Origin of the sequence: Paraburkholderia sp. JHI869 (assembly GCF_038900775.1) — a bacterium.
GTDB lineage: Bacteria > Pseudomonadota > Gammaproteobacteria > Burkholderiales > Burkholderiaceae > Paraburkholderia.
In genome coordinates, this window is the sequence record NZ_JAYMSC010000011.1 from 68,976 (window position 1) to 86,492 (window position 17,517).

Annotated in this window: 14 protein-coding genes; 11 read left to right on the plus strand and 3 right to left on the minus strand. The window is 65.3% G+C overall.

Features of this window, described 5'->3' with window-relative positions; all coding sequences use genetic code 11:
- Positions 1–92 precede the first annotated feature (92 nt).
- The 5 genes from mpl to mtgA all read left to right on the plus strand — a co-directional run bounded on the left by mpl (position 93) and on the right by mtgA (position 5,933).
- Positions 93–1,484, plus strand: coding sequence for a UDP-N-acetylmuramate:L-alanyl-gamma-D-glutamyl-meso-diaminopimelate ligase (gene mpl, locus VSR72_RS19680; RefSeq protein WP_342954020.1), 1,392 nt, complete (start codon positions 93–95; stop codon positions 1,482–1,484).
- The gene (locus tag VSR72_RS19685) at positions 1,481–2,056 is read left to right on the plus strand and encodes a YqiA/YcfP family alpha/beta fold hydrolase (RefSeq protein ID WP_342954021.1); all 576 of its coding nucleotides are present in this window, start codon (positions 1,481–1,483) and stop codon (positions 2,054–2,056) included. Before mpl ends, VSR72_RS19685 begins: the two co-directional genes overlap by 4 nt.
- 80 nt (positions 2,057–2,136) lie before the next feature.
- A complete protein-coding gene (locus tag VSR72_RS19690; protein WP_342954022.1) occupies positions 2,137–4,263 on the plus strand; it encodes an RNB domain-containing ribonuclease in 2,127 nt (708 codons plus the stop codon).
- Complete coding sequence (gene aroE, locus VSR72_RS19695; protein WP_342954023.1) at positions 4,260–5,123, plus strand: shikimate dehydrogenase; 864 nt, start codon at positions 4,260–4,262, stop codon at positions 5,121–5,123. The genes VSR72_RS19690 and aroE overlap by 4 nt, the downstream gene beginning before the upstream one ends.
- A 36-nt stretch (positions 5,124–5,159) precedes the next feature.
- Entirely contained in the window at positions 5,160–5,933 is a 774-nt protein-coding gene (gene mtgA / locus VSR72_RS19700; protein WP_342954024.1) for a monofunctional biosynthetic peptidoglycan transglycosylase, read from the plus strand.
- Between the two features lie 77 nt (positions 5,934–6,010).
- On the opposite strand, the gene queF is transcribed toward mtgA, so the two are convergent.
- From queF to ilvA, 3 genes are read right to left on the minus strand one after another with little or no spacing between them, the layout of a single operon-like run.
- Entirely contained in the window at positions 6,011–6,835 is an 825-nt protein-coding gene (gene queF / locus VSR72_RS19705) for an NADPH-dependent 7-cyano-7-deazaguanine reductase QueF (RefSeq protein WP_342954025.1), read from the minus strand.
- On the minus strand, positions 6,832–7,752 hold the full coding sequence (locus VSR72_RS19710; RefSeq protein WP_342954026.1) for a 5'-nucleotidase: 921 nt from the start codon (positions 7,750–7,752) through the stop codon (positions 6,832–6,834). The genes queF and VSR72_RS19710 overlap by 4 nt, the downstream gene beginning before the upstream one ends.
- Positions 7,753–7,764: 12 nt before the next feature.
- The gene (gene ilvA / locus VSR72_RS19715; protein ID WP_342954027.1) at positions 7,765–9,291 is read right to left on the minus strand and encodes a threonine ammonia-lyase, biosynthetic; all 1,527 of its coding nucleotides are present in this window, start codon (positions 9,289–9,291) and stop codon (positions 7,765–7,767) included.
- Positions 9,292–9,840: 549 nt separating this feature from the next.
- Between ilvA and VSR72_RS19720 the strand changes: the two genes are divergently transcribed.
- From VSR72_RS19720 to VSR72_RS19745, 6 genes are all read left to right on the plus strand, one after another.
- Positions 9,841–13,887, plus strand: a complete 4,047-nt coding sequence (locus tag VSR72_RS19720; protein WP_342954028.1) for an FAD/FMN-binding oxidoreductase — start codon at positions 9,841–9,843, stop codon at positions 13,885–13,887.
- 41 nt (positions 13,888–13,928) lie between these two features.
- Positions 13,929–14,360 (plus strand): HIT family protein, encoded by a 432-nt coding sequence (locus tag VSR72_RS19725; RefSeq protein WP_342954029.1) that lies wholly within the window; start codon positions 13,929–13,931, stop codon positions 14,358–14,360.
- Between the two features lie 38 nt (positions 14,361–14,398).
- Entirely contained in the window at positions 14,399–14,812 is a 414-nt protein-coding gene (locus VSR72_RS19730; RefSeq protein ID WP_342954030.1) for a DUF971 domain-containing protein, read from the plus strand.
- Positions 14,813–14,908: 96 nt separating this feature from the next.
- A complete protein-coding gene (gene ubiE, locus VSR72_RS19735) occupies positions 14,909–15,640 on the plus strand; it encodes a bifunctional demethylmenaquinone methyltransferase/2-methoxy-6-polyprenyl-1,4-benzoquinol methylase UbiE (protein WP_342954031.1) in 732 nt (243 codons plus the stop codon).
- 36 nt (positions 15,641–15,676) lie between these two features.
- Positions 15,677–16,696, plus strand: a complete 1,020-nt coding sequence (locus tag VSR72_RS19740; RefSeq protein ID WP_342954032.1) for a TIM44-like domain-containing protein — start codon at positions 15,677–15,679, stop codon at positions 16,694–16,696.
- A 173-nt stretch (positions 16,697–16,869) separates the two neighbouring features.
- Positions 16,870–17,505 (plus strand): SCP2 sterol-binding domain-containing protein, encoded by a 636-nt coding sequence (locus tag VSR72_RS19745; RefSeq protein ID WP_342954174.1) that lies wholly within the window; start codon positions 16,870–16,872, stop codon positions 17,503–17,505.
- Positions 17,506–17,517 lie beyond the last annotated feature (12 nt).

Genomic DNA, 17,517 nt, shown 5'->3' on the forward strand with positions numbered 1-17,517 from the left:
GGGCAGGACTGCCGTCGTTCCAGCTTCTCCATCCTTTTCAACCGATCAAACCGATCGACGCGTTCACGACGCCCGCGCGGCGCGACAGGCTTATGCACATCCATATCCTCGGCATCTGCGGCACGTTCATGGGCGGACTCGCGGTGCTCGCGCGCAGCGCGGGCCACACGGTGACCGGCTGCGACGCCGGCGTGTACCCGCCGATGAGCACCCAGCTCGAAGCGCAGGGCATCCGCCTCATCGAGGGTTACGACGCGAGCCAGACCGAACTCAATCCCGATCTCTATGTGATCGGCAACGTGGTCACGCGTGGCAATCCGCTGATGGAGGAGATCCTCAATCGCGGCTTGCCGTACACGTCGGGTCCGCAGTGGCTCGGCGAGCATGTGCTGCGCGACAAGTGGGTGCTCGCGGTGGCGGGCACGCACGGCAAGACCACCACGAGCTCGATGCTCACGTGGCTGCTCGAAGACTCAGGCCTCAATCCTGGCTTCCTGATCGGCGGCGTGCCGCTGAACTTCGGCGTTTCGGCGCGCCTGACCGATTCGAGCTTCTTCGTGATCGAAGCCGACGAGTACGACACGGCGTTCTTCGACAAGCGCTCGAAGTTCGTTCATTACCGTCCGCGCACGGCGCTGCTCAACAACCTCGAATTCGATCACGCCGACATCTTTCCGGATCTCGCTGCGATCGAAACGCAGTTCCATCACCTCGTGCGCACGATTCCGGGCGTGGGCCGCGTCGTCACGAATGGCCGCTCGGATGCGCTCGAGCGCGTGCTCACGCGCGGCGTGTGGAGCGACGTGGAGCGCTTCGGCGTGGATGGCGGCTGGCAGGCGCTTCCCGCGGAAGACGGCGTGGCCGTGGACGAGCGCTTCGCCGTGTATCACAACAGCGAACGCGTGGGCGTGGTGGACTGGCAGATCCAGGGCGAGCACAACCGCCTGAACGCGCTCGCGGCGATTGCCGCCGCGCGTAGCGTCGGCGTGCCGCCCGCGCAGGCAGCGCAGTCGCTTGCCACATTCCGCAACGTGAAGCGCCGCATGGAAGTGCGCGGCAGCGTGGACGGCGTGACCGTCTACGACGACTTCGCGCACCATCCCACGGCAATCGAAACGACGCTCGCCGGTCTGCGCACACGCGTAGGCCACGAAAACACGCGCATCCTCGCCGTGCTCGAGCCGCGCTCGAACACGATGAAGCTCGGCGTGATGAAAGCGCAGTTGCCCGCCAGTCTCGCCGACGCCGACCTCGTGTTCGGCTACGGCGCGCAAAGCGGCAAGGACGCGCTCGGCTGGGATCTCGCCGGCGCGCTTGCGCCGCTCGGTGAGAAAGCCCGTGCGTTCCACGATCTCGAAGCGCTCGTGAAGGCGGTCGTCGCAGCCGCGCGCCCCGGCGACCAGGTGCTCGTGATGAGCAACGGCGGCTTCGGCGGCGTGCATCAAAAGCTGCTCGACGCGCTCTCGGCTCGGAGCGCGGCGTGATCGTCTATCTGCACGGCTTTCGCTCGTCGCCCCAGTCGTTCAAGGCGCGCCTCCTGGCGGCGCGCATGGCCGAGCTGGGCCGCGGCGGCGAATGGCTGTGCCCGACGTTGCCGGTTTCGCCGCAGGAAGCCATTGCGCTTGCCGAGCAAGAGATCGGTGCACAACGCAAGCCGGGCGAGCGCGTCACGCTCATCGGCAGCTCGCTCGGCGGCTACTTCGCCACGCATCTCGCCGAAAAGCACGGCTGGCGCGCGGCGCTGTTGAACCCCGCCGTGGTGCCCGACCGCGATCTGTCGAAGTATCTAGGCGAGCAGCCGCTCTGGCACGGCGGCGGCAGCATCGTCGTCGAACCGCGTCATCTGGAAGAATTGCGCGCGCTGGCCGTTACGTCTGTGACGCAACCTGCGCGCTACTATCTGATGGCCGCGACCGGCGACGAAGTGCTCGATTACCGCGAGATGCTCGCGCACTATCCGGGTGTGCCCACACACCTGATCGAAGGCAGCGATCATGGCATCAGCGAGTTCGCAGATTACGTCGACGAAGTGATCCGTTTCTGCGACGCCGCCTGATGCGTGCGAACGCCTATATGTATACAGTACCGCCCGCGCGCCGCGCCGGCGGTCGAAGCAAGTCTGAACGAGAGTATTGAGTGAACGTTTTCTTTGAGGAATCGGGCAGTTTCAAGGCCGGCAGCGTGCTGTCGAAGCAGGGCGATGCGTTTCAGGTCGAGCTGCCCGGCGGGCGGCGCGCCAAGGTGCGTGCGAAAGATGTGCTGATCGAGTTCGAGAAGCCGGCTGCGAGCGAACTGCTGGAGCAGGCGGACGCCGCCGCCGAGGAGATCGATCTCGATTTCCTGTGGGAATGCGCGCCCGCCGAGGAATTCGCCTATACCGCGCTCGCGAGCGAGTACTTCGGCGAAACCTACGGCCCGGTCGAGCGCGCCGCGCTCGTGCTGCGCCTGCATGGTTCACCCGTGTATTTCCGCCGCAAGGGACGCGGGCAGTATCAGCGCGCGCCCGAAGAGCAGCTCAAGATGGCGCTCGCCTCGCTCGAGCGCAAGCGTCAGCAGGCGCTGGTTCAGGCCGGCTACGAAGATGAGCTGAAGGCGGGTGGTTTGCCCGAGGCATTCAAGGGCAAAGCGCTCGGCCTGCTCACGAAGCCCGACAAGAATTCGATCGAATACAAGGCACTCGAAGCAGCGGCCGCCGCGCGCGGCATTTCGATGCCGCGCCTCATGCTCGAAAACGGCGGCATCGCCTCGCCGCGCGCGTTGCACGAGGCGCGCTTCCTCGCGGACTTCTTCCCGCACGGCACGGGCTTCCCGCCCGTCGAAGTAGGCACGCTGCCCGAGGATCTGCCCGATGCCGCCGAGCACGTGCAGGCCTTCTCGATCGACGACGTCACCACGACCGAAATCGACGACGCGTTTTCCATCGAGCATCTGGCCGATGGCCGCGTGCGTATCGGCATTCACATTGCGGCGCCGGCGCTTGGCATCCAGCGCGGCGACACGGCGGATATGATCGCGCGCACGCGTCTTTCGACGGTCTACATGCCCGGCGACAAGATCACGATGATGCCCGACGATTTCGTCGACGCGTTCACGCTCAAGGAAGGCGGCCTGCGTCCGGCGCTCTCGCTTTACTGCATCGTGAACCGCGAGACGCAGGAGATCGTCGCGACCGAAACGCGCGCCGAGCGCGTGTTCGTGAAGAACAACCTGCGTCACAACACGCTCGACGAAGTCGTCACCGAAGAGACGCTCGCGGCGGGCACCGGCGAGTATCCGCACAAGGAAGACATCGCTGTGCTGTGGCCGTTCGCCCAGGCGCTGTTCGAGAAGCGCCAGCAGGCGCGCGCCGGTTACGGCCTGCGTCGCGAAGTCCAGCGCAACACCGACTTCAACTTCTACGTGGAAGGCGAGCATGTCACCATCTCGCCGCGCCGCCGCGGCTCGCCGCTGGACATGATCGTCGCTGAGCTGGCGATTCTCGCGAACTCCACGTGGGGCGCTTTCCTGCACGATCATGGCGTGCCGGGCATCTATCGCTCGCAGCGCGCGTTCGGTGCGCCGACCGGACCCAAGCGCACGCGCATGCAGACCAACGCCGCGCCGCACGAAGGTCTCGGCGTCGCGCAATATGCGTGGAGCACGTCGCCGCTGCGCCGCTATGTCGACCTCGTGAACCAGTGGCAGCTGCTCGCGTGCGTGGAGCATGGCGTGGCCGCCAAGCTCGTCGCGCCGTTCAAGCCCAAGGACGCCGATCTCTTCGCCGTTGTGCAGGGCTTCGACGAAACCTATACCGCTTACGCCGATCACCAGCGCCGCATGGAGTACTTCTGGTGCCTGCGCTGGCTCCAGCAGGAAATGCTCGGTGAGGGCGGCCGCGAGGCGCGCCGCGAATTCCCGGCGAGCGTCGTGAAGGACGACCTCGTGCGCTTTGAAGAAGTGCCGCTGCTCATGCACGTGCCCGCGCTTGGCGTGCACGCGCGTGGCACGCGCCTGATGATGGAAGTGCTGTCGATCGACGAGCTGACCATCGAGGCTTCGGTGCGCATGCTGCGCGTGCTCGACGCGCCCGTCGTGACGAGTGGCGAGCAGGCCGAGGAGGACTCGGGCGAAGACGAAGAGCTGATCGAAGCCGCCGACGAATCCGCGCAAAGTGAAGCGGAAGCGGTCGCGGAAGCAGACGAAGTCGAAGGCGAGCCGGCGAGCGATGCGCCCGCCGCAGAAGAACAATCGAGCGAACAGCACGCTACGGAGCCGCGCGAATGAGCGTTAGCGACTCACAGGCGGACCGCTACGCAGTGGTCGGCAATCCGGTGGCGCACAGCAAGTCGCCGTTCATCCACGCGCAGTTCGCGCTGCAAACGGGCGAGCGCGTCGAATACGACCGCCTGCTCGCGCCGCTCGACGCTTTCGTCGAGCACGTGGAGGCGTTTCGGGCGGCGGGCGGTCGCGGCCTGAACGTGACCGTGCCTTTCAAGCTGGAAGCGCACGCGCTTGCGCATAAGCTCTCGCCGCGTGCGGCAGCGGCGGGCGCGGTCAATACACTGCGCTTCGACGCAGAAGGCATTTTCGGCGACAACACCGACGGCTTCGGCCTGGTGCGCGACATCGAGGTGAACCTCGGCGTTTCGCTCGCAGGCGCGCGCGTGCTGCTGCTCGGTGCGGGCGGCGCGGCGCGCGGCGTCGTGCTGCCGATGCTCGAGCGCCGTCCGCGCGAGATCACCATCGTGAACCGCACGGCGCCCAAGGCGCACGCGCTCATCGAGCAGTTCGCAGGCGCGGCGGGCGAGTTCGGCTGTCTCCTGAACGGTGGCGGTCCTGAGGCTGTTGATCCCAAGCCCTACGACGTGATCGTGAACGCGACGGCGGGCAGTCTCGACGCGGCCTTGCCCGAGTGCGACGAGCGCGCGTTCGGCACGGGCACGCTCGCCTACGACATGATGTACGGCGCGCAGCCCACCGTGTTCATGCGCCACGCGCAAGCACTCGGCGCGCGCGCGGCCGACGGCCTCGGCATGCTGGTCGAGCAGGCCGCCGAATCGTTCTTCGTGTGGCGCGGCGTGCGCCCCGAGGGCGCGCCGGTGCTGGCGGCGTTGCGCGCGCAACTCGCCGCACAAGCCGCGTAACGCTCAGCGCCTCTCGCAGACAACGGAGACGACGCCATGCGCAGGCAGGCCATCGGTGCGCAAGCTGCGTCGCTCGCGAGCGGTAGCGGGCGGCGCACGCAGTCCCGAAAGCGCCCCGGCGCGCTGCGCTGGCTTACCTGGATCGTCTCGGTGTTTGCGATTGCGTGGATCGCCACGCAGCTCGTCTACTTCGCGCAAATCGCGCTCTGGAACTTCGTCGATCCGCAATCCACCGCGTTCATGCGCACCGACGCCGCGCGTCTTTCCTCAGACCGCCCCGATCTTTCGATCCAGCACGAGTGGGTCCCGTACGACCAGATCTCGCGCAATTTGAAGCGCGCGATCATCGCGTCCGAGGACGCAAACTTCGTCAACAACAACGGCTACGAAACCGACGCCATCCTCCAGGCCTGGGAGAAGAACAAGAAGCGCGGCCATATCGTGCGCGGCGGCTCGACCATCACGCAGCAGCTCGCGCGCAACCTGTTCCTCTCGCGCGAGCAGAGCTATATCCGCAAGGGCCAGGAGTTCATCATCACGTGGATGCTGCAGACGCTGCTCGACAAAGAGCGCATCTTCGAGATCTATCTGAATTCGGTGGAGTGGGGCAACGGCGTGTACGGCGCGCAAGCCGCCGCGCGCTATTACTACCGCACGACGGCGGCGAAGCTCACGCCGTGGCAGTCGGCGCGGCTCGCGGTCATGCTGCCGCGTCCCAAGTACTTCGATGAGCATCGCAACTCGGCGTATCTCGCGCAGCGTACTGCTGTGATTGCGCGGCGCATGGGGGCGGCTGAGTTGCCGCATTAAGCTCGGCTGAAACGCCAATGAAAAACGCGCCGCTTTTGCGGCGCGTTTTTTTACAGACTTCTGCGATATTCCGCCGCTTACTGGCGCGCAAGCCGCGCGTTATCCGGCATCGGCATGTTGAAGTTGGTGCGAAACGGATTGATGTCGAGGCCGCCGCGCCGCGTATAGCGCGCGTAGACAGCGAGCCGGTCCGGTTTGCACTCGCGCAGGATGTCCATGAAGATGCGCTCGGCGCATTGCTCGTGAAAACCGGTGTGATTGCGATACGAGATGATGTAGCGCAGCAGGCCCGCCTGATCGATCTGCGGCCCGACGTAGTGAATCTGCACGCTGCCCCAGTCGGGCTGGCCCGTCACGGGGCAGTTCGACTTGAGCAGGTTCGAGATCAGCGTTTCCTCAACCGGCGCTTCGTCGAAAGCCGCTTTCAGAAGCGTCGGTTCCGGATGATAGATCTCCGTATCGAGATCGAGGCGATCGAGCGAGAGTCCTTCGAATTCCTCGAACGGGATCTTGCCGAACGCGCCCGGCTGCTCGAGCCGCACCGAAACCGATGCGCCGCACGCCGCCGTCACGTCGCGCTTGATCGTGTCGCGCACCACATCGGCGGATTCGAACGGCGTTTGCGCGAACGAACCCAGATAGAGCTTGAACGACTTCGATTCGATGATGTTCGGCGAGTCGGCGGGAATGAAGAACGTGGCGATCGCGATCTGCGGCTTGCCGCGCGCGTTCAGCCACGAAAGCTCGTAGGCGTTCCAGATATCGCTGCCGAAGAAGGGCAGTTGCGCGCCAATGCCGATCTGCTCGCGCGCGCCGGCGCGAGGAATCGGGAACAGGAGCGAGGCGTCGTATTGCTCGGTGTAGGTGGAGGCCTTGCCGAGCGGAGATTGGTCGGGAGTCATGATGCGTTGGCTTCGGTTGCGAGATTGGTCACGCCGCTTGCCACGTGCCCGGTGGCCGTGACCGAGCGCGCGGATTCGCAGTGGCGGATCTGGTCGTCGAAGAAAAAATCGGGTTCGAACTCGCGCAGGAACGGGCCCTTGTCGAGTCCGCCAAGGAACATCGCTTCGTCGATCTCGATGTTCCAGGCCATCAGCGTACGGATTGCGCGTTCGTGCGCAGGCGCCGAGCGCGCGGTGACGAGGGCGGTGCGGATGCGCATTTGCGCGTTCGCGTCGGCGAGCTTCTGCAGGCGGTTGAGCGCTGCCAGCAGCGGCTGCAGCGGCCCTTGCGCGAGCGGCAGTTCGCGGTTGTCGCGCTCGTGGCTCACGAAGGCTCCGAGGCCGTCGCGCTGGAAGATCTGCTCGGCTTCGTCGGAAAACAGCACCGCATCGCCGTCGAACGCAATGCGAATCTCGTGCGCGTTGCGTTCCGCCATTGTCGCCGATTCGGGAAAGACGCGTGCGGCGGGGAATCCGGCGTCGAGCGCGCTCTTCACGTCCGCCGGGTTCGCGGAGAGAAACAGCGACGCGTTGAGCGGCTTGAGGTAATGCCAGGGCTCGCGCCCGCGCGTGAACACGCCGCGCTGGATGTCGAGCTTGTGCTCGCGGCACGAACTGAACGCGCGCAGCCCGCTGATGGGGTCGCTGCGCGAGAGGATCACGACTTCCACGTGATGCGCGCCGTTATTGAGCGCGAGCAGCTTGCGGATCAGCGCGAACGCCACGCCCGGCCGCGCTGGCACGTTCAGGCGCTCGCGCTGGAGCGCCTCGTAGGCTTGCAGGTCGCCGGCCTCGAACACGTGGTTTTCTTCCTCGAAATCGAAGAGCGCACGCGACGAAATGGCGACGACGAGCTTGTCGGAGAGCGAAACGGACACGATGGCCGCCGGTTACGCGAGGAAGAGCCGATACGCCGGATTGACCGTCTCTTCCCAGTGCGGATAACCGAGCGTCGCGAGGAATCGGCGGAATTCTGCGTCTTCCGCTGCGGGCACCTGAATGCCCACCAGAATCGAGCTGTAGTCGGCGCCCTGGTTGCGGTAGTGGAAGAGGCTGATATTCCAGTTCGGCGCCATCGACGAGAGAAAGCGCATGAGCGCGCCCGGCCGCTCGGGGAATTCGAAGCGGAACAGACGCTCGTCGTGCGCGAGCGGCGAGCGCCCACCCACCATGTAGCGGATGTGCTGCTTCGAGAGTTCGTCGCCGGTGAGGTCGACGGTCGGGAAGCCGTGATCCACGAAGGTCTTCGCGATCTGCTGCGACTCGCCGCGGTTGCGGATCTGCACGCCCACGAAGATGTGCGCGCGCTCGGCGTCGTCAATGCGGTAGTTGAACTCGGTCACGCTGCGCGTGCCGACCAGCTCGCAGAAGCGCTTGAAGCTGCCGCGCTCCTCGGGGATCGTCACGGCGAACACCGCTTCGCGCGCCTCACCGACCTCGGCGCGCTCAGCCACGAAGCGCATGCGGTCGAAATTCATGTTCGCGCCCGAGGTGATCGCGACGAGCGTTTGCCCTTCGATGCCCTCGCGCTCCGCGTACTGCTTCGCGCCCGCCACGGCCAGTGCGCCGGCGGGTTCGAGCACGCTGCGCGTGTCCTGGAACACGTCCTTGATCGCGGCGCACAGGGCGTCGGTGTCCACGGTCAGGACTTCATCGAGATACTGCTGGCACAGGCGGAAGGTTTCCTCGCCCACGAGCTTCACCGCCGTGCCGTCCGAGAACAGACCGACCTCGGTGAGTTCCACACGCTTGCCCGCCTTGATCGACTGCGCCATCGCGCAGGAGTCGTCGGTCTGCACGCCGATCACCTTGATCTCGGGACGCACGGCCTTGACGTAGGCCGCCACGCCCGCAGCCAGCCCGCCGCCGCCGATCGGCACGAAGATCGCGTGAATCGGGGCCTGATGCTGGCTGAGCACTTCCATCGCCACGGTGCCCTGGCCGGCAATCACGAAGGGATCGTCGAACGGATGCACGAAGGTCAGGCCGCGCTCTTCCTGCAGACGCACGGCGTGGGCATAGGCATCGCTGTACGACTCGCCCGCCTGCACAACCTCGACGGTCGCGCCGCCGTGGGCGCGCACGGCATCGACCTTCACTTGAGGCGTAGTGACGGGCACGCAGATCACGGCCTTCACGCCGAGCTTCGCCGCCGAAAGCGCTACGCCCTGCGCGTGATTGCCCGCCGACGCGGTGATCACGCCGCGCTCGAGTTGCGCGGGCGTGAGATGCGCCATCTTGTTGTAGGCGCCGCGCAGCTTGAAGGAGAACACCGGCTGGTTGTCCTCACGCTTGAGGAACACGGCGTTGCGCAGACGCGCCGAGAGATTCGGGGCGCGTTCGAGTTCGGTCTCGCGGGCGACGTCGTAGACGCGGGCGGTGAGGATTGTCTTCAGGTAATCGTCGTGGGAAGCCATGCGAGGACGCGCCGGGCGCGGGTTTAGGGCGGGAAAGCGTAAATGATAGCGCCAACGGCTCCCGCTCTGGCGGCGCGGGCGGGCGGCTTGTGCACGTTGCGGCTGCGGAATTCACCGACCGTTCGGAAGGCAAATTATCGTCAAAGGGCGCGCAATCCGGCGCGAACCACCTGTCAACGCAAGCGAATCTCGTGTGTTCACCAAGTTCCCACGCGGCGTCAGCGCGGGTGCGGATCATGCGGTAAAATCCTTTTTCGAAACAAGGATCGGATGATGCACTGGCAACCTCGGACAGCCCATTTGATGCCCGCACGGCGCGTAACCCGCCCGGCGGCGCAGCGGCACGCCCGCCACGCACGATCGTGTCGCTAAATCCGAGCGCCGGGGGACCATCGGCGTGAGCGTTGCCGCCATGTGCTTCCCCACCCCTTTCGTCCGCAGCCTGCCACAGGCGGACAAGATTTCAGAATAGCGCCCCACGCGCCCCGTCAGAATCCGTCGCAGCGGCCGCGAGCCGTGGGCGGGACTGGCCCAAAGAGTCGTCCAACCATGAACGCACCTCAAGTTTTCGATCCTAACGGCGCCGCCGCCGCCGTGGCCGCCGACATCGAACCGCGCCTGCGCGAGATTCCCTATAACTACACGTCCTTCTCGGACCGCGAGATCGTCATCCGCTTGCTGGGCGAAGACGCCTGGAACGCGCTCGCCGAACTGCGCGCGGAGCGCCGCACCGGCCGCTCGGCACGCATGCTCTACGAGGTGCTGGGCGATATCTGGGTCGTGCGCCGCAATCCGTACCTCCAGGACGACCTGCTCGACAACCCGAAGCGCCGCGCGCTCCTGATCGAGGCGCTCAACCACCGCCTCGCCGAAATCGAGAAGCGCCGCCGCGCCGACCTGCGGGAGCATGCGGACAAGGAAGGCGTGGACCGCGCCGCACGCGTGGAAACGCTGGTCGCCGCTACGCGCCGCGCCATCGACGCCTTCGCGGGCGAGTTCGAGAAGATGGCCGACCTGCGCCGCCGCGCCGTCAAGGTGCTGGGCAAGCGCACGCAGAAGGACAACATTCGCTTCGACGGCCTCTCACGCGTCTCGCACGTGACCGACGCGACCGACTGGCGCGTGGAATATCCGTTCGTCGTCCTCACGCCCGATACCGAAGCCGAGATCGCCGGCCTCATCAAGGCCTGTTTCGAACTCGGCCTCACCGTGATTCCGCGCGGAGGCGGCACGGGCTACACGGGCGGCGCGGTGCCGCTCACGCCGTTCTCGGCCGTCATCAATACTGAAAAGCTCGAACAGCTCGGTCCGGTCGAGATGACCGAGCTACCGGGTGTGGACCGCAAGGTCGCGACCATTTTCTCGGGCGCGGGCGTGGTCACGCGCCGCGTGACCGACGCCGCGGACGCCGCTGGCTTCGTGTTCGCCGTGGACCCGACTTCGCTCGATGCGTCGTGCATCGGCGGCAACGTCGCGATGAACGCGGGCGGCAAGAAGGCCGTGCTGTGGGGCACGGCGCTCGACAATCTCGCCTGGTGGCGGATGGTCGACCCGCAGGGCAACTGGCTCGAAGTCACGCGCCTCGACCACAACATGGGCAAGATTCACGACATCCCCGTGGCACGCTTCGAGCTGAAGTGGTTCGACGGTGAATACGCGCCGGGCGAAAAGCTGCTGCGCACCGAATCGCTCGATATCGAAGGCAAGCGCTTCCGCAAGGAAGGTCTCGGCAAGGACGTCACCGACAAATTCCTCGCCGGTCTGCCGGGCGTGCAGAAGGAAGGCTGCGACGGGCTCATCACGTCCGCGCGCTGGGTGCTGCACAAAATGCCCGCGCATACGCGCACGGTCTGTCTGGAGTTCTTCGGCCAGGCGCGCGAGGCGATTCCGAGCATCGTTGAGATCAAGGACTACCTGTTCGAAACGTCGAAGCAGGGCGGCGCGATTCTCGCGGGTCTCGAGCATCTCGACGAGCGCTATCTGCGCGCCGTGGGCTACGCGACCAAGAGCAAGCGCAACGCGTTTCCGAAGATGGTGCTGATCGGCGATATCGTCGGCGACGACGCCGATGCCGTGGCCGCCGCGACCTCGGAAGTCATCCGCATGGCCAACGGCAAGAGCGGCGAAGGCTTCGTCGCGGTGTCCGCTGAGGCGCGCAAGCGCTTCTGGCTCGACCGCAGCCGTACCGCCGCGATCGCGAAGCACACCAACGCGTTCAAGATCAACGAAGACGTTGTGATCCCGCTCAACCGCATGGGCGAGTACACGGACGGCATCGAGCGCATCAACATCGAGCTGTCGATCAAGAACAAGCTGCAACTCGTCGATGCGCTCGAAGCGTTCTTCAAGGCGGGCAAGCTGCCGCTCGGCAAGACCGACGACGCGAACGAGATTCCTTCGGCGGAACTGCTCGAAGACCGCGTGCAGCAGGCGCTCGACCTGCTCAAGCGCGTGCGTGAGCGCTGGACCTTCGTGGGCGAAAAGCTTGACCTGTCGCTGCGCGAGGCGCAGCACTACCTCGTCCAACTGGGCTACGAAGCGCTGGCGGAGAAGTTCGCCGATCGCGTGGACGTACAGCCGGACGCCAACGTCTTCCACGTGACCCAGGACCGCACGGTGCGCATTTCGTGGAAGCAGGAGATCCGCGCGGAACTGCGCAAGATCTTCAACGGCGGCGAATTCAAGCCGATCCTCGAAGAGACCCAGGCGATCCACAAGAAGGTGCTGCGCGGCCGCGTGTTCGTGGCGCTGCACATGCACGCCGGCGACGGCAACGTGCACACCAATCTGCCGGTCAACTCCGACAACTACGAGATGCTGCAGGACGCGCACCACGCGGTCGCGCGCATCATGAAACTCGCGCGTTCGCTCGACGGCGTGATCTCGGGCGAGCACGGCATCGGCATCACGAAGCTCGAATTCCTCACGGACGACGAGATCGCCGACTTCCGCGCCTACAAGCAGCGCGTCGATCCGCAAGGCCGCTTCAACGCGGGCAAGCTGCTCGAAGGTGCCGACCTGCGCAACGCCTACACGCCGTCGTTCGGCCTGATGGGCTACGAGTCGCTCATCATGAAGCAGTCCGACATTGGCGCAATCGCCGATTCGGTGAAGGACTGCCTGCGCTGCGGCAAGTGCAAGCCGGTGTGCGCGACGCACGTGCCGCGCGCGAACCTGCTCTACAGCCCGCGCAACAAGATTCTCGCGACCTCTTTGCTGGTCGAGGCGTTCCTGTACGAAGAGCAGACGCGCCGCGGCGTGTCGATCAAGCACTGGGACGAGTTCAACGACGTGGCCGACCACTGCACGGTCTGCCACAAGTGCGTGACGCCGTGCCCGGTCAAGATCGACTTCGGCGACGTGACGATGAACATGCGCAACCTGCTGCGCAAGATGGGCAAGAAGAAGTTCAACGCGGGCAACGCGGCGGGCATGTTCTTCCTGAACGCCACGAACCCGCAGACCATCAATCTCGCGCGTACCGCGATGATGGGCGTAGGCTACAAGGCGCAGCGCCTCGGCAACGAAGTGCTGAAGAAGTTCGTGAAGAAGCAGACGGCGCATCCGCCCGCGACCACGGGCAAGCCGGCCGTGGTCGAGCAGGTGATCCACTTCGTCAACAAGAAGATGCCGGGCAACCTGCCGAAGAAGACGGCGCGCGCGCTGCTCGACATCGAAGACAACAAGATCGTGCCGATCATCCGCAACCCGAAGACCACGAATGTGGATTCGGAAGCGGTGTTCTACTTCCCCGGCTGCGGCTCGGAGCGTCTGTTCTCGCAAGTCGGTCTGGCGACGCAAGCCATGCTGTGGGAAGCGGGCGTGCAGACAGTGCTGCCGCCGGGCTATCTGTGCTGCGGCTATCCGCAGCGCGGCTCGGGCCAGTACGACAAGGCCGAGAAGATCGTCACCGATAACCGCGTGCTGTTCCACCGCGTCGCGAACACTCTCAACTACCTCGACATCAAGACGGTGGTGGTGTCGTGCGGCACGTGTTACGACCAGCTCGCCGGTTATGAATTCGACAAGATTTTCCCGGGATGCCGCATCATCGACATCCACGAGTTCCTGCTGGAGAAGGGCATCAAGCTCGATGGCGTGACGGGCACGCGCTACATGTACCACGACCCGTGCCACACGCCGATCAAGACGATGGATCCGGTCAAGCTCGTCAACGAACTGATGGGTTCCGAAAAGGACGGCTACAAGATCGAGAAGAACGATCGCTGCTGCGGCGAATCGGGCACGCTGGCCGTTACGCGCCCAGACATTTCGACGCAGGTGCGCTTCCGCAAGGAAGAGGAAATCCGCAAGGGCGCGGCGAAGCTGCGTGGCATTCCGATCGTCGGCAACGGTGCCAATGGGGTGCAACCGGCTACGCAGCAGGAAGCGGGCGGGCAGGGTACGACGCAGGACGTCAAGATTCTGACGAGCTGCCCGTCGTGCCTCCAGGGTCTGTCGCGGTACAACGAAGACGCCAACATCGAAGCCGATTACATCGTGGTGGAAATCGCCCGCCACATTCTTGGCGAAAACTGGATGGCGGACTACGTTCAGAACGCGAACAATGGCGGAATCGAGCGCGTGCTGGTCTAATGGCAGCGCTCAATTTTCGGTGAACCGGTTCGGGGACGACGATGAAATGCGTATTCTGCAATGAGGAAGGCGGCGACGTGCTGTGGCAGGACGAACGCATGCGCGTCGTGCTCGCGACGGCCGAGGTCGACTATCCCGGCTTTTGCCGGGTCATCTGGAATACGCATGTCGCCGAATTCTCGGACCTGGACGCGGCCGACCGGGAGCATTTGATGCGGGCGGTGTACGCCGTCGAGCGTGCGCTGCGCCGCGTCATGCAGCCTTCCAAGGTGAATCTGGCGAGCCTCGGCAACCAGGTGCCGCACGTGCACTGGCACGTCATCCCGCGCTTCACGAACGACGCACACTTCCCGCTGCCCGTCTGGGCACCGCGCCAGCGCACGGTGTCCGAGGCGATGCTGAGCCAGCGCCGCGCGCAGGCCACGCTGCTGCGCGATGCGGTGCGCCAGGAAATCGAACAGGCGCAGGCCTGAGCAGGCAGGGCGGCAGGCGTCCAACAGCAGGAACGATCATGAGTGGACTGAAATCCGATACGCCAGTGCCAAGCGGCGTCGTGGTGCACGCCGTCTCGCGCGTGCTGGAACTCCAGTATGCGAGCGGCGAGAGCTACCGCGTGCCGTTCGAGCTGATGCGCGTGTTTTCGCCTTCGGCGGAGGTGCGCGGGCACGGCCCCGGCCAGGAAACGCTACAGACAGGCAAGCGTGAAGTGACGATTACCGCGCTCGAAGGCGTCGGCAACTACGCGCTGCAGCCCACCTTCTCCGACGGCCACAACACCGGCATCTATTCGTGGGACCAGCTCTACGAGCTCGCCACGCGCCAGGACGAACTCTGGGCGGAATATTTCGCCAAACTGAAGGCGGCGGGCGTCGAACGCGACGCACCCATGGCGGCGCCCCCTGCCGCGCATGGCCACTGCCACTGACGCTTCCTGTTACGATCCTGCCCCGCCGCGTCTCTGACAGACGCGGCGCATCACATCACAATAGATAGAACACCCTTCCGCGAAAGGACGAGCGCGATGAGCAAAACCCACTTCGGCTATCAGACAGTCGACGAACAGGACAAGGCGAAGAAGGTGGCCGGCGTGTTTCACTCGGTCGCCTCGAACTACGACCTGATGAACGATCTGATGTCGGGCGGGCTGCACCGCGCGTGGAAGGCGTTCACGATCGCCCAGGCGAACATTCGGCCCGGTGCGAAGGTGCTCGACATCGCGGGCGGCACCGGTGACCTTTCCATGGCGTTCGCGAAGAAGGCGGGCCCGACCGGCGAGGTCTGGCACACCGACATCAACGAGTCGATGCTGCGCGTGGGCCGCGACCGCCTCATCGACAACGGCGTGATCACACCGGCACTTCTGTGCGACGCCGAGAAAATTCCCTTTCCGGACAACTACTTCGATGTGGTGACCGTGGCTTTCGGGTTGCGCAACATGACGCACAAGGACTCCGCGCTCGCCGAGATGCGCCGCGTGCTCAAGCCGGGCGGCCGGGTGCTCGTGCTCGAATTCTCGAAGGTCTGGGAGCCGCTCAAGAAGGCGTACGACGTGTATTCGTTCAAGGTGCTGCCGTGGCTTGGCCGGCGCTTTGCACAGGACGCCGACAGCTACCAGTACCTCGCGGAATCGATCCGCATGCATCCGGATCAGGAAACACTCAAGACGATGATGGAACAAGTCGGCCTCGACGCCGTCAAATATTACAATTTGTCAGCTGGCGTGGTAGCCTTACACGTCGGCACAAAGTATTAGTGTTCCCAACTTACTGTCTTTAAAGGAATTTCCGCTATGTCTGAGCCCCGAATCGATGCTTCCAAAAAGCTTTCAACATCGTGGGCCAGACGAATCGGCGTCCTGGCCCTTGCCGGCGTGATGATCGCCGGCAGCCTCGCGTCGTTCGACGCGGAGGCTCGCCGCATGGGTGGCGGCCGCAGTTTCGGCAAGCAGTCGTCAACGGCTACGCAGCGCAGCACCACGCCGCCGCCGGCGCAGCCCAGCCCCACGAATCCCGCGCAGCAGGCCGGCGCCCAGCGCCCGGGTGCCACGCCGGCTCCCACGCCCGCGGCCGCGCCGGCGCGTAATCGCTGGCTCGGACCGATCGCTGGCCTCGCGGCCGGTCTCGGCATCGCCGCGCTGCTTTCGCACTTCGGTCTTGGCGAGGCGTTTGCCGGCATGATGGCCAACATGATCGTGATCGCGATCATCGCCTTTATCGCCGTCTGGTTGATCCGCAAGTTCATGAGCCGACGCCGCGCCGCGGAACCCGCGTACCAGACGGGCGGTGGCTACGGTTCGTCGAACAGCCTGAATCAATCGACGGGCGGATATCAGCCGCAGGAGCCGCGCTATACCGCGCCGCCCACGGGGCAGTACCTTGCGCCCGAAGCCAATCCGGTGAGCACACCGCTTATCGAGACGCCTGCCGCCATCCCGGCCGGTTTCGACACGGAAGCCTTCGTGCGTAACGCGAAGGTCTATTTCGTGCGCCTGCAGGCCGCGTGGGACGCCGGCAACATGGACGATATCCGCGAATTCACGACGCCCGAAATGTTCGCGGAGATCCGCGTCGATCTCGCGGGCCGCGGCGCGCAGCCGAACCAGACCGACGTCGTGCAGCTCAACGCGGACCTGCTCGGCGTGGAAGAGCGCGGCAGCGAATACCTGGCGAGCGTGCGCTTCTCCGGTCTGATTCGCGAAGCCATGGGTGCGCCGGCCGAGCCGTTCGTCGAGGTGTGGAATCTCTCGAAGTCGCGCACGTCGGGCGAAGGCTGGCTGCTCGCGGGCATCCAGCAAGTCGAATCTCACTGAGTCCGCAAGGAGGCGGTGCGCTTCGTGATTTGATTCAGGTCACGGAGTGCGTCGCCTGCCAGCCGCCGCGCCGTGTTGGACAGGGTCGGGTGGCGGCGCGATCCGACGGCTCGAACGTTACAATAGGAACCCGCCCGGGCTTGTGCCCGTGCGGGTTTTCTTATTCCATGCCGATGACTCTTGCCGCCAAGCCCTTCGCCGCTGCCGTCAATCACCTGCTCGCCCGCGAAACGTGGGCACGCGAGCGTCTCGCCCACTATGCCGGCAAGACGGCGCGCCTCGCATGCCCGCCCGTCATGCTCACGCTGCTCGTGCAGCCGGACGGCTATCTGGGCGCGGTCGAGGACCACGATGCAGGCGACGTCGATGTGACGCTATCGCTGCCTGCGGGCGCGCTCTCGTCGTTCGTGCAGGGCGGCCAGACGGCCGTGATGAAGCACGTGAAGATCGAGGGCGATGCCGAGTTCGCACAGGTCATCGGCAAGCTCGCCGAGCATCTGCGCTGGGAGCCCGAAGAGGACCTCGCGAAGCTCATTGGCGACGCGCCGGCTTCGCGCATCGCCACGCTCGCGCGTGCCGCCGGCGAGCAGGCGCTACGCACTGGCCGCAACGTGCTCGGCTCGGTCACGGAATATCTGCTCGACGAAAATCCACAGCTCGTGCGGCGCGCCGAACTCGACGGCTTCAACGAAGAGCTGTCGCGCGCACGCGATGCGTTGGCGCGCGTGGAAAAGCGCGTCGAGCGAATCGAACAAAAATCACAGGCCAGCGGCGGGAGCCAAAGCGCTGCGCCGCGCGGCTCGCGCTAGTCAACAGGCCCC